Annotated in this window: 8 protein-coding genes; 3 read left to right on the forward strand and 5 right to left on the reverse strand. The window is 71.4% G+C overall.

Going from position 1 to position 13212, the window contains the following annotated elements:
* Positions 1–65: 65 nt before the first annotated feature.
* Positions 66–1877: a glycosyltransferase family 2 protein gene (locus tag OG819_RS08790; RefSeq protein WP_266648831.1), complete on the forward strand. Its 1812-nt coding sequence runs from the start codon at positions 66–68 to the stop codon at positions 1875–1877.
* Between the two features lie 122 nt (positions 1878–1999).
* On the opposite strand, the gene OG819_RS08795 is transcribed toward OG819_RS08790, so the two are convergent.
* Entirely contained in the window at positions 2000–3397 is a 1398-nt protein-coding gene (locus tag OG819_RS08795) for an IS1380 family transposase (RefSeq protein ID WP_266624488.1), read from the reverse strand.
* 135 nt (positions 3398–3532) lie between these two features.
* On the opposite strand from OG819_RS08795, the gene OG819_RS08800 reads away from it, so the two are divergent.
* Together OG819_RS08800 and OG819_RS08805 are read left to right on the forward strand one after the other, a co-directional pair.
* Positions 3533–3757 carry a hypothetical protein gene (locus OG819_RS08800; protein WP_266648833.1) on the forward strand — a complete coding sequence of 75 codons (225 nt, stop codon included), beginning with the start codon at positions 3533–3535 and terminating at the stop codon, positions 3755–3757.
* A 145-nt stretch (positions 3758–3902) separates the two neighbouring features.
* On the forward strand, positions 3903–4739 hold the full coding sequence (locus OG819_RS08805; RefSeq protein WP_266648835.1) for a hypothetical protein: 837 nt from the start codon (positions 3903–3905) through the stop codon (positions 4737–4739).
* 15 nt (positions 4740–4754) lie between these two features.
* On the opposite strand, the gene OG819_RS08810 is transcribed toward OG819_RS08805, so the two are convergent.
* The 4 genes from OG819_RS08810 to OG819_RS08825 form a co-directional block, all read right to left on the reverse strand.
* Positions 4755–6362: a serine/threonine-protein kinase gene (locus OG819_RS08810; protein WP_266648837.1), complete on the reverse strand. Its 1608-nt coding sequence runs from the start codon at positions 6360–6362 to the stop codon at positions 4755–4757.
* Positions 6363–6464: 102 nt separating this feature from the next.
* Entirely contained in the window at positions 6465–8144 is a 1680-nt protein-coding gene (locus OG819_RS08815) for a serine/threonine protein kinase (protein WP_266648838.1), read from the reverse strand.
* A gap of 119 nt (positions 8145–8263) precedes the next feature.
* The gene (locus tag OG819_RS08820) at positions 8264–10012 is read right to left on the reverse strand and encodes a serine/threonine-protein kinase (protein ID WP_266648840.1); all 1749 of its coding nucleotides are present in this window, start codon (positions 10010–10012) and stop codon (positions 8264–8266) included.
* A 253-nt stretch (positions 10013–10265) separates the two neighbouring features.
* The gene (locus OG819_RS08825) at positions 10266–13124 is read right to left on the reverse strand and encodes a protein kinase (protein ID WP_266648841.1); all 2859 of its coding nucleotides are present in this window, start codon (positions 13122–13124) and stop codon (positions 10266–10268) included.
* Between the last annotated feature and the right edge of the window lie 88 nt (positions 13125–13212).

Genomic DNA, 13212 nt, shown 5'->3' on the forward strand with positions numbered 1-13212 from the left:
TTACGCACTCGGCGACGTCGAGAGAAATCGCCGAGTCGATGAAAAGAAGGGGTACCCCGGACTACTTGGAGATCCTGAAGATGGCCGGCCCCACCGTTTCGGTGATTATCGCTGCCTACAACGCGATGCCCTATGTGACGCGTTCCGTCACCTCCGTGGCCGAACAGACCATCGGGCGGGACGCGTTGGAAATCATCGCGGTCAACGACGGCTCGACGGACGGAACGGCCAAGGAACTCGAACGTCTCGCCGACGAGTTCCCGGGGCTCCTGCAAGTCGTCCACCAGGAGAATTCGGGTGGCCCCTCAGCGCCGCGCAACGCCGGGCTCGACCTCGCTCGCGGGAAGTTCGTGTTCTTCCTCGACGCCGACGACCATCTGGGACCCGAGGCCCTGGAACGCATGGTCACCATGGCGGAGGAAAACGGTACCGACATCGTGCTCGGCAAGATGGTCGGTATCGGCGGACGAGGCCTGCCCATGTCGATGTTCCGAAGCAACCAGCCGAAAACCGATGTCTTCAGCTCCCGCGTCTACTGGGCCCTCAACCCGCTTAAGCTGTTCCGCCGCGAGCTGCTGGAACGGCACGCGCTGCGTTTCCCCACCGGCATGCCCGTCGGCGAGGACCAGCCGTTCACAGCCCTGGCGTACCTGCACGCGTCGGGGATCTCCGTGATCGCCGACTACGATTGCCTGTTCTGCACCCTGCGGGACGACGGCGGCAACATCACTGTCCGCACCAAGGGTTCGGAGCCCCGCCTGCGGTTCCTCGCCGCCATGGTCGACCTGATCCTGGAAAACGTGCCGCCCGGCCCCGGCCGCGACCACTTGGCGCACCGACACCTCACCGTCGACGTGCCCCATGTGCTCGACAGCCATCTGGTACACGAACCTCGCCCGCAGCAGTTGAAGTCCCTCGCCGAGATCGCCGAGATCATCGCCCCGCTGTGGCACGAGGGGATGAACGACCGGCTCTCGGCGATGGCCCGGGTCCGACTGCACCTCGTACGGCACGGGATGCTGGACGAGGTACTTGAACTGGTGCAGTTCGAGAAAGGGCTGGCCGACGGCAAGGCGGCCACCCCCGTCCTCCTCGACGGCGGCCGCGCCTACGCCCGCTACCCCTTCCTGCGCGACCCCGTCCGCGCCGTCCCCGACGCCTGCTACGACGTCACGGGCCAGCTGGGCATCCGCCATCACGTCAGCCGGGCCGAACTGCGGGGCACCGCGCTTCACCTGGCCGGTCACGCCTATCTGCACCGTGTGGAAACGCGGGACGTCACCACCGGCCTCGTCCTGCGCGAGCGCGACAGCGGCACGGAGTTCCGGCTGCCCGTCACGCACACCGCGACACCGGGCCTCGGCGCCGACGCGGACGAGGGCGCGTACGCGTACGACCTGGCCGGGTTCGAGGCGGTCGTCGACATCACCACCGCCGCCGACGGTAAGCCCCTCGACGACGGGCTCTGGGACATCTCGCTCACGGTCGGCGCCCAGGGCGTGTCGCGCGAGGTCCGCATCGGCAGCAGACGCGCCGACGACGTGTCCGGCAAGGCGAGCACACGGGTGGTCGACACGGGTGCCGGCATACGGGCGGTCACCCTCTACACGACCAACCCGCACGGCAACTTCACGCTCGACCTCGGCGAGAAGAAGCACGGCGTGCGGTCGCACCTCCGGTTGGACGGCGTCCGCTGGGCCACCGGCGCGCCCACCGAGCTGGAGATCGCCGGGCGGTGCACCCTCGCCGAGTACCCGGAGAGCGCGCTGGCCGTGGTCCTGGACGACGGTCACGGTGGGAGCGCTTCCTTCACCGCCGTCCACGGTGACGGCACCTTAGCCTTGATCCACCGACGTGGTCTGAAAATGATCTTCTGACTGATCCTGAGCCGGTTTCGGGGCGGTGATTGTGGGCGGGCAGGTGGCACCCGCTGGTCTGCCCAGCATTTCCACGTTGTTCGGTTCCGGTTGGGCCTTGGCGGGCGGGGTGGGCAGGGTCGTCAGGCGGGTCCGGGTGGGTCGTGGGCGGTGTCGAAAAGATGTGTCCAGGCGTGCTGCCAGGGCCAGTTGTGTGGCAGGTGCAGGGTGATACGCCGTGCGGAGCGGGCGATCCGGGCCGGAATCTGGACCAGGTGGGCACGGAGAGTGGCGGTGGTGGCCTTGGCGTGGAAGGCGGAGGTGAGCGCGCCGGTGGCCCGCAGCAGGTTGTAGGTCATGGCCCACAGGGTGAGCCAGGCGGCGTTGGCGTGGAAGTGTCCGGAAGGCAGGTGGGTCAGTGCGGAGGCTTTGCTGTCGGCGATGACCTGTTCGACCACCGCGTGGTGGCGGTGTTCCCGCTCGGCCTGGAGGGTGGGGGCGGGGTTGTCGGTGAAGAACGGGTGGTAACGCCAGACGGGGAACAGTTCGCCCTGCTCACCTACGACGGCGGGTTTGGCGAGGTCACGGACCCGGCGGACGATCAGCCGGGCGGTGACTTGCTCGCTCTTCTTGCGGCTCGCGAAGGCGGTGTAGGCGGGCATCTCGGCGACTTCGGCGTCCGAAATGAGTTCGCCGGTCTCGGGGTCTGGCACCGCGGTCGGGTAGGTGATCTGCTGCCATGCTTCGGTGGGAATGGCGAGGACGGCCCGTTTGATGGAGGGGTTCATGCCGGTGGTGATCGAGAAGTGGGCTCCGGCCCGGCGGCAGGCGGCGATCACACCGGCGTTGTAGAACTGCGAATCGGCGCGCAGGATGCGGGTGCCGGTGCAGCCGGCCTCCCGGGCGGTGGCCAGGGCTTCGCTGACGAACTTCGGGGCGCCGCGGGAGTCGGCTGCCTTGCCGCGGCGCATGCGGACTCCGGCGATCACCGGGCGGGAGCCGGGCGTGCAGATGGTGGCGAGCAGGGGGTGGAGGGTGCGGATGCCCTTGAACCGGCCGTACTCGGCACCCTGTTTGGCCCGGCCGTAGACCCGTTTATGGGTGGAGTCGACATCAATGAATGCCATCGCGTCGGCGCCGGGCAGCAGCGGGGTATGCGCGGCCAGCGCGCCAAGGAACCGGCGGTGAACGGCGTGCAGTTGGAGAGCGTGACCGTGGGTGAACGAGCGCAGGAACGTGCCCAGCGTGGACGGGGCACGAATGCCCGCGAACACGGCCGTCATCGCACCATGGCGCAGAACGTTCAGGTCGTCGATGCTGTCCGCACCTGCGGCCATGCCCGCGACGATGCTGGTGACCTTGGCGTCCGCCGCCGCCCCCGCGCTGTTGCTCGCGCCGGTCAGCTTCACGTTCTCGGCCACCAGACGCGAAAGACCGCCCCGCTCGGCCAGGCGCATCACCGGGACCAGCCCGGCATACGCGATCAGATTCGGGTCATCGAACGCAGCGGAGACCGCCGCCGATGTATGGGAAACTTTCATCTCGGAAGTGCCTTGCCGATCGTGCGTGCTGGAAGCCTGAAGAACTCCCATCATCGCAGGTCACAAGGCACTTCCTCGTTTTTCTAGCCGCTATCCACAAGACGCCGGCCGGTGGATCAAGGCTTAGTCGTGCGGGTGAGGGCCACCGAACTCACCACCGGCGAGTGGAGCGGCGAACTACGCCTCGGCGAGTGGGCGTTGCCCCTCCCGGCACTCCCGAAGAAGTTGGCCCCCGCCAAGTGGCGCCGCCTGGGCCTGCCCTGGTACGCCAAGCCGGTCCCCGGTGCCGGGAATCGCTTCGCCCTGCAGGTCGCGAGGACGAATCTGATCAAGGCGGTCACCGGCAAGCTGACGTCCTGACCCCCACCGCCTCGGGCGGCACTTTACCGACTTGACGCTCCCTTGACCTTTACCACGTAGTCCTTTCACCTCATGTACACGGCAGGTACCGGCCGCGCTTGCCAGCGCGGCCGGTCATGTCCGCACACCGAAGGACTTCCCCAGAATGAAGAGATCCGTGCTGTCGCGCCCGGGCGTCGCAGTGGTCGCGTCGGCACTCTCGCTCGCCCTGGCCACAGGCTGTTCCGACTCCGGTTCGGACTCCGGCTCCGGTGACAAGGCGACCGGCGGCAAGGGAGCGACGACCACGGTCAAGGCCCTGAGCGGCGCCGAGTTGAAGAAGCGGCTCGTCGGCAAGGGCGACCTCGACAGGTACCGCTTCGCGGCGGCCGACCAGTCCGAGCGGTTCGCCTCCTCCAAGGAGGAGATCACCGTCGTCGACGACAAGTGCGCGCCGCTCGCCTATGTCCTCACCGGCTTCGCGCCGGGCGACTCGACCACGTACGTCAACACCATGGCCACGCCGCTGGAGGCCAAGCCCAGCGCGTCCTCCACCAAGAGCATGGAGGACATGACGGAGGAGGAGCTCGACGACGCGCTGAACTCGATCACCGACACCCTGGGCGGGACGCTCACCATCGTCTCGCTCTCCTCGTACGAGGGCGACGGCGCCCAGAAGGCCATGTCCTCGGTCTCCGACGCGGTCAAGGGCTGCGCGGGCGGGTTCACGGCCACGGCGAAGGGCGCGAAGGACGACGCCCAGAAGTTCACCAAGGTCGAGGCCGAGAAGGCCTCGGGCAGCGGCGACGAGTCGGTCGCCTTCGCCGTGACCGGCGTCGCGGACGGTGACAAGATCGTCGTGCACGGCGAGGCGGTGCGTCACGGCAGCACGGTGGCCACGTACTACTCGATGAACCTGGCCGCGTTCCTCGCCGACGGGAAGCCCAAGGAGTACGGCATCCCCGCCGAGCTCATCAAGGCCCAGGCCGGCAAGCTCGCCTGACCGCTCGTCGCCCCTCTACAACTGGTCGATGTCCAGGTTCGCGATCGCCGTCCTGGCGACTTCACGGCCACGTGCCGTGAAGTCGCCCTTGCCCGGATAGCCGACCGTGAGCTTGTACATGTCGCCCTTGGACGACTTGTAGTAGAAGATCTTCACCTCGCGAGGGCGCGGGTTCTGGCTGTCGGTGGTCGTGTAGGCGACGGTGTTCTCGGCGGCCTGCCTGCCGTGGTACTCCGCGCCCTCCGGGTCCGTCCGCGGGGCCTTGGGCATGCTCAGCTCGTACGCGCCGCTGTCCTTGAAGTCGTCGTTGTCGGCGTACATCTCGGCGGCCGAGGAGTCCTTGATCCGATGGCTCGTGTCCTCGGACTTCTTGACCAGGGTCAGGCCGATCCAGATGCTGCCGCTCCAGTCGGTGTACGTGACCCAGTGCCCCTTGTCCGACGTCCGGTCCGGCGTCGATCTCTGGTAGCCCGCGGGCGCCGCCAGCGTCGCGGCGACGTCGTTCTCGTGGTGCTTCTTCCAGTCGTCGGGCAGCGGCCCCGCGAAGGGATTCGCGAGCACCAGGTACGCCGCCACCGCCGCCACGACGACCGCCGCGCCGAGGCCGATGAACAGGGGCTTACGGCGCACGCGCAGACCCTTGCCGCCCGGACCCGCGATCTGCACCACCTGCGTCGGCTCCGGGACGGGCGGCGCGGCGGCCTCCTCCAGCAGCCGGCGGAGCCGGTCCGCGCCCGGGCGGCGGGAGGGGTCCTTGTCCAGCAGTCCGTTGATCGCCTCCGCCAGCGGCCCCCGTGCCGAAGCGGGCGCCGCCGGGGTGGAGTTGAGGACGGACTGGAGCGTCGCGGGCGTGTTGCTGCGGCGGAAGGGCGACACGCCCTCCGTGACCGCGTACAGGACGACACCGAGCGACCAGAGGTCGGAGGCCGGGCCCGGACGCTGGCCCAGCACCCGCTCCGGAGCGATGTACTCGGGCGACCCGACGAAGCCGCCCGTGGCCGTCAGATTCGTCTCGCCCTCGATCTGCGCGATGCCGAAGTCGGTGAGGACGACCCTGCCGTGCGGGCCGAGCAGCACGTTGTCGGGCTTGACGTCCCGGTGCAGGACGCCCGCCGCGTGCGCGGCCTCCAGCGCGCCGAGCACCTCCAGACCGATACGCGCCGCCTCACGCACCCCGATCGTGCCCTCCTGGAGGGCGGCACCCAGCGAGCGGCCCCGCACCAGCTCCATGACGATCCAGGGCTGTCCGTCCACGACCGCGACGTCATGGACGTTGACCACCGCCGGGTGGTCGAGCCGGGCCGCGGCGCGCGCCTCGCGGCGCATCCGCTCGAAGACATTGGCGCGTTCACGCTCGGGAAGGTGGTCCGGGACGCGCGGCTCCTTGACGGCGACCTCTCGGTCCACGGTCTCGTCCTTGGCCCGCCAGACCGTCCCCATCCCACCGTGCCCGAGCTTGCCGAGCAGTCGGTAGCGGCCCGCGATGAGCCTCCCGGTGCCGGGCTCGGGGTCAGGGGCGGGCGCGGACTCGACCGTCGGCACCGGGGCGACCCGGGTCGGCGGTTGCAGAACGAAACTCGTCGGCTCGTCGGACCCGTAAGGGACTCCCCCGTTGTTGCTCATGGGTCCATCCCTATCGCGGCACGCTCTCCGGCAGCCAGGCCCGTCGCACACCGGTCACAGACCCGTGACGCGGCCGCCCCTTATCTCCCGTTTATCTCCCGCCTACGAGGCCACGAAGGTGTCCAGCGCCACGTCGAAGTACTCCTTCGCCTCCGTCACCTTGCCGACCGGCGCCGACACCCACACGTCGTACATCCGGCCGCCCCGCTCCCAGCAGAGGTCGTACGTGTGCCGCGCGCCCTCCGCCTTGGCGAACCCGTTCCAGGTGAACTCCCAGAGCGCGGCGGGCTGTCCGTCGTGCGTGGTCGAGGTGACGGTGCCGTCGTGGTAGCCCGGGTTCGTGGACGGCCCGTCGGCGTCGGCTCGCCGCATCACCCCGAGCGGACCACCCGCCTCGGGGTCGGTCACCTTGATGCCGAGGCGGAAGGTCTGGCCCGGCGACATGTAGAAGATCCGCTCGCCCTCCGGGTCGCGTGTGAAGCCGTCCGGCACGGCGAGCGAGAACCCGTCCGGGTCATGGACCGTCCGGTAGCCCGAGGGCGCCGTACCGGAGGCGGCGGTCGGCGTCTGCCGCCGGGTGACGGTGACCGTGGGGGCGGGGCTCGGTGAGACCGAGGACCCCGGCGCTCCGGGCGCGCTCGGGGAGTGCGACGCGCTCACGGACGTCCCCGGCGCCGAACTGGCGGACGGAGTCGACGTACCGCCCCCACCGCCGCCCCCGCCGTGGTTCACCAGCAGCACCGCCGACACGCCCGCCCCGGCCGCGGCGGCGACCAGCGCCGCGACGACGAGCATGGTCCGCGCCGAGCGCTTCGGCGCACGGCCGGGCGTGGCGGCAGGACGAGGAACCGGCGGAGCGGAGGGGTGCGCGGTCTGCTGGACGGGCGGCTTCCGCTTCGGTACGTCCCGCTGGGTGGGCGTGTAACCGGCGGACGCGGCCCGCGGCGTACGGCCCGTCTCCAGGAACGCCTTGAGCAGCCGCTCCGCCTCCACCGCGTCGAGCCGCCGCTCCGGATCGCGCTCCAGCAGCCCCCGTACGACGGGCAGCAGGGGCGCGGCCTGCGCGGGCGGACGGATCTCGTCCATGACGACGGCGTGCAGGATGCCGCCCAACGAGTCACGACGGAAGGGCGATTCGCCGCTCAGGACCGTGCAGAGCAGCGCGCCGAGCGACCACAGATCGGATTCGGGGCCCGTCCTGACCCCGGACATCCGCTCGGGCGCGGTGTACTCGGGCGAGCCGACGAACGACCCGCTCTCGGTGAGCGTCGTGGCGCCCGCGACCTGGGCGATGCCGAAGTCGGTGAGCACGACACGGTCGGTGCCGGCTTCCATCAGGACGTTGGCGGGCTTGAGGTCGCGGTGCAGGACACCCGCGTCGTGCGCGCGGCGCAGCGCGCCGAGGAGGGCCAGGCCGATCCGAGCAGCCTCGCGCGCGTCGACCGGACCGCCGGCGGAGATCCGTTCGGCGAGCGAGCCGCCGTCGATCAACTCCATGACGATGTACGGCCGCTCGGCCTCCTCGACCACATCGTGCACGACGATGATGTGCGGGTGGTGCAGCTGGGCGACCGCGCGGGCCTCGCGCAGGGTGCGGTCGCGCTGCATCCGGGCCTCGTCGTCGGAGAGCGAGTCGTCGAGGGCGAGTTCCTTCACCGCGACCTGCCGGCCGAGCAGTTGGTCGGTGGCGCGCCACACGACGCCCATGCCGCCCCGCCCGATCCTGGCCTCCAGCCGGTAACGGCCGGCGATCACGCGGACGTTCTCCCCCTCGGTCCCCATGCGCCCCATCATGCCGCACCGGACGGATCCGCTCCGGGTCCCTGCTCCCGCGATGGCTGTTATCCGGCCTCGTCAGACCAGTTGCGACCAGTTCACGCCCGTACTGCTCCTCCGGCCCGTCACGTCTTGGGGAGCCAGCCGCGCAATATCACGTCGAACTGCTGGCGCGCGATGCCCCAGTCCGCCGCCGGCGCGGACATGTAGATCGCGTACTCGACACCCTCGCGACTGAGGTACGTCTCCTCGATCGCCCGCCGCTTGCCCGGGAACGGCGTCTGATTCGGCAGCGCGGTCCAGGTGAAGTCCCACAGGGAGCCCGGGCAGTCGCGGAACGTGTTGGACTGCAAAAGCACCTTGCGGTAGTCGGCCAGCTTGGTCAACTGCTGTTCCAGGTCCTGCTGGTGTGCGTACGGAGTGGGGAAGTCCGGCGAGTCGTCGATGGCGATGCGGACGAAGTGCTCGCCGCCGTCGGGCGTGTAGTCGACCTGGCTGCCGTTGGCCTGCCGCTGCCAGGTCTTGTCGGGCAGGGAGATGGTGAAGCCCTCGGCGTCGTCCCGCCGCACCCAGGAGTCCGGTACGGCGCCGGACGGCTCCTGAGTGCCCGAAGTCGCGGTCGGGGTGCTCCCGGGCTTGGTGGTGCTGGGCTTCGCGGTGCCGGACGAGGCGCTGTCGTGCGTGTCCGCGGTCCGCGCGCCGTTCAGATAGTTCATGGCCACGGCGCCGCCACCGCCGATCAGGGTGGTGAGTACGACGGCGAGGGCGATCGTACGACCGCGGCGCCGCCTCCCGGACGCACCCCGGGTGCCGGTGCCGTCGCCCATGACCCCGGGCACCGGCGCGTGAAGCGTCGGCGTCGCCCCGTGCGCGCCCGATCCGTGCGCCACGGACCCGTGCGACGCCGTCTCGTGCGCCCCCGGTCCGTGCGCCCCCGGTCCATGGGGCGCCGTGCCGTGCGCCCCCGTCCCGTAGGGCGCCATCCGCTGCGCGCCCATCCCCATGGTGCCCGTATCCACGTGCTGCTGCGTCGGCACATACGCCTGCGCCGCGCTCGGCCGGCGCCCCTCCGCGGCCTCGGCGAGCATCTGCTCGGCCTCCTCCGCACCGGGCCGTACGGCGGGGTCCTTGTGGAGCAGCGCGGTGATGACGGGGCCGAGCGGACCCGCGTGCTGCGGCGGCGCGGGCTCCTCGTCGACCACGGCCTGCATGGTGGTCAGCGGCGAGGTCCGCCGGAACGGCGACCGCCCCTCCACCGCCGTGTACAGCGTCGCGCCGAGCGCCCACAGGTCGGCGGACGGACCGGGGTCGTGGCCGCGCACCCGCTCGGGTGCCAGATAGTCGACCGAGCCGACGATCTCTCCGGTGCGCGTGATGGTCGTGTCGCCCTCGACCTGCGCGATCCCGAAGTCGGTCAGCAACACCCGTCGGTCGGAGGACAGCAGTACGTTCCCGGGCTTCACGTCACGGTGCAGTACACCCGCGGAGTGCGCGGCGCGCAGGGCGCGCAGCACCCACACCCCGATCCGCGCCGCCTCGGCCGGTTCGATGCGCCCTTGCTCCTTGATCGCGTCGGCCAGCGAGTTGCCCTCGACCAGCTCCATGACGATCCAGGGCCGGTTGTCGTGGTCCAGGACGTCGTGCACGGTGACGACGGCCGAGTGGTTGATCCGGGCGGCGGCCCGCGCCTCGGCGTGGGTGCGCGCCAGCAGCACGGCCCGGTCGCTCTCCGTCACGTACAGCGCGGCCGTCAACTCCTTGACCGCGACGGCGCGGTGCAGCACCTCGTCGTGCGCACGCCACACCCGCCCCATGCCACCACTGCCGATGGATTCGACGAGCCGGTAGCGGCCCGCGAGGAGCAGGCCCTGCATCTGATTCACGTTGCCCCGCAATGGTCTTGACAGGGTCAGACTAAAGAGGGGTCCCCACGCAGGGAACCAGCGGGGTCGTACGGAGACCGCACTGTGACGGTTCTCCCTTCCGGGTACGGGCGGGAACTATTCGGCGTTCAGCGATTCGTCGGTACGGAATTGAGCCAGCGGAGCGGGTAGGAGACGTGGCTACGAGGGGCGGCTGCGAGGGTCGGGTACCGGGGCAAATTCGCCGGCCGAGTACCGGACTTGCTCAGCCGGTGACCTGGTACGTCGCCGACGCCTGCTCGTACAGCCTCGTGACCTCGTCCCGTTCGGCCTCCGGGCCACGCACCTGCACCACGTGGTAGTGCCCGCCGACGACGATCACGAGATTGCGGACGTACAGTGACTGCCCGGCGGAGTTCTGCCAGGTGAACTGGCCCTCGGCCATGGTCCGTCCGCCCACGTCGATCCGCCGCATCCCGCTGGACGTGGCCCAGGTCGAGTCGCGGAACGGCTGCAGCTCGCTCTCGGTCTCCCGCTGGTACGTCAGCGGATCGCTGCCGTACTTGACGGTGCTGTCCCGTCCGGGTACGACGATGAGCTCGAAGTCGCCATGGGAGTAGACGACCTGGCCGCGCCCGTTCTTGGGCGTGCGGTTCCAGCCGTTGGCCACGGCGATCTGGAAGCCCTCGGAGTCCTTGCGAAGGGTGAAGCCCTGGGCGACCGTGGGGTCGTTGGACTGCGAGGTCGTCGAACCGGCGCCGCCCGAAGGGGTCGTGTCCGTGCCGGGAGAGGTCTGGTCGGGGCGCGGCCGGCTGCTGGCGCTGCCGTCGGCCCCCGTGCCCGCGGTGTTCCCGGGTGCCGGGCTCACCTGCCCCGCGGAGCCCGTCCGTTCGCCGTTCGCGTCGCTGTTCGCGTCGGTCTTCTTCGGCATGAAGACCATCGCGTACGCGACCGCCGCGACCAGCAGGAGCAGGACCAGCAGAAGCAGGTTCCGGCCCAGCTTGCGGGGCTTGGCCGAGTCCGTCGACCTGGCCGGCCTCGCCTGCCGGTCGGGCCGGTCGTGTTTGGCGCGCTTGTGGCGGGCGTGCGCGCTGTTCGCGGGCAGTCCGGCCCGGCGTCTGCGGACGAGCTCGCCCCTGCGCCGTACGATCGGCAGCCGGCTGGGGTCGACGGGCGGCGCGGCGACTACGTGCGCACCCGCCTCCGGCTCCGGCGCGGACCGTACGAGCGAGCGCAGCCAGCCGCTCAGCTCCTCGAAGTCCAACCGCTCTGTGGGGTCCTGACGCAGCAGCGACTCCACGACGGGCCGCAGCGGCCCGCACTCCTCGGCGAACGCGGGCGGCTCCGCGCACACCAGCTGTACCAGCTCCGCGGTGTTGTCCTCCGGGTAGGGCGCGTGCCCCTGCACGGCCCGGAAGAGCAGCGCGCCCAGCGCCCACAGATCCGTCTGAGGGCCGATCGGCGCCGCCAGCTGCCAGTTCTCGTGCACCGGCCCCGCCTGCTCGGGCGCCCATCGCTCGGTCACCGGACCGACGACGGCCATCCGCACCTGCCGGGCCCGCTCCGCGGCGAGCGCGGTGGCGGGACCACGCCGCGGGGGCGCACCGGCGACCAGCTCGTCCCAACGGCCGTTGGGGGTCGGGGCGGGGGTGGACTGCTGTCCGGGCACGAGGGCGGGGGTGCCGTGGTTCTGGAGGCCCTGGGTGCCGTGGGGGACCGGGGTGCCACGGTGGCCGCCGCCGTGTCCGGCCGCGGGGCCGGGGAGCGCCGGGCGCCCCTGACCGCCGTCACCGCCGGGGCCGGGGCCTAGACCGGGACCATCGAATCCGGGGCCGTCGACGCCAGGGCCGGTGCCGGTACCACTGCCGGTTCCGGGGCGGGGCTGCGTGCCGGGCCACGCGCCGGGGCGCCCGACACCGACACCGTACGGGTCTGCGATCTGTCCGGGGGGCGGGGTCTGGGGCCGCTGCTCCGCACCCGGCCCGGAGTCCTGGGCCCCCGGCGCGGAGCCGTCGGCCGGTGGGGCGGGACGGGGCGCGGACAGTGCCGCCGGGCCACCCCGCTGCTGTTCGTGCACGCGGGCCGCGGCCCGCGCTCCGGCCCGGTACGCGGCGATGGCCCCGGCCCTGGCTGCCCGGGCGTCGCCTCCGGCCTCCAGCGCCCTGCGCGCCAGGGCCGCCCCGCCGTCGGCGGACGGCTCTCCTACGGGAGTGGCGTTCTCGGCCCGCGCCTCGATCGCGGCCCGCCGCGCGGCCTCGGCATCGGCCCCCTGCGCACTGGCGACCACCGCGCCGAACGAGGCTCCGGAACCCGTGCCGGACACACCACCGGCTCCCACGCCGGGCGGACCTCCGGCCACTCCACCGGGCGCGGCGCCGGACGTACGAGCCGCACCACGCGGGACGCCGACAACCGGGCCGGTACCCGTACCCGCTCGGGAATCCGCACCGGCACCCGCGTGGGGTGAGCCGGCGCCCGCGCCCGTCTCACCCCCGGGACCCTCGAAGTCCCGTACCGGCACCGGGTCGTACCCGCTCAGGGCCTCCTCCGCGGCGCCGGCCGCCAGGCCGGTCAGCATCACACGGCCGTCGTCGCAGACGAGCACCGTGCGCACGGTGATGTTCCGGTGCACCCATCCGTGTGCGTGCAGCACCCGCAGCGCGGTCAGGACATCCGCGGCGACCTCGGCCGCCCGATAGGGGCTCAGCGGCTTCTCGGCGAGCAGCGCGGCCAGCGGCCGCGCGGGCACCAACTCACTCACTATCCACAACGACCCGCCTTCGGCGAACACGTCGAAGACCTGGTCCAGCCGGGGGTGGTCGGGAATCTGCGCGGCGGCCTGCGCCGCCTCGATCGCCCGCCGTACCGCGGGTTCGGTGGGCCTGCGTGTGGTCCGTGCGGAGGCGCGCCGCGCCCCGCCGTCCCGCGCGACGAACCCCTCGGGGAGCCCGTCCGCGTCGAGCATCTCCGCCTCGACGACCTCCGGCAACGGCACCTGCCGGACGAGGACTTCCTGCCCACTGTAGGTGTCGAAGGCCCGGCTCTCGGCGAGTTCGTACTCGTCGGAGGGCGGCAGCGGCAGGCGGTAGCGGTCGGCGAGTACCCGTCCCGCATAGTCGTCCACGATGCCTCCCCCGGCCGCCCGGTGGTCAATTCCGTTCGCTTCGCGGCCCGTTACGGCTTCGTACGGTCCGCAACCACTCACGATACGT

Source organism: Streptomyces sp. NBC_01549, from assembly GCF_026339955.1.
GTDB lineage: Bacteria > Actinomycetota > Actinomycetes > Streptomycetales > Streptomycetaceae > Streptomyces.

Coding starts and splice junctions, on each gene's coding strand:
- OG819_RS08795 (WP_266624488.1), bottom strand. CDS start 3,397: ATGAAAGTTTCCCATACATCGGCGGCGGTCTCCGCTGCGTTCGATGAC.
- OG819_RS08810 (WP_266648837.1), bottom strand. CDS start 6,362: ATGAGCAACAACGGGGGAGTCCCTTACGGGTCCGACGAGCCGACGAGT.
- OG819_RS08820 (WP_266648840.1), bottom strand. CDS start 10,012: ATGCAGGGCCTGCTCCTCGCGGGCCGCTACCGGCTCGTCGAATCCATC.
- OG819_RS08805 (WP_266648835.1), top strand. CDS start 3,903: ATGAAGAGATCCGTGCTGTCGCGCCCGGGCGTCGCAGTGGTCGCGTCG.
- OG819_RS08815 (WP_266648838.1), bottom strand. CDS start 8,144: ATGGGGACCGAGGGGGAGAACGTCCGCGTGATCGCCGGCCGTTACCGG.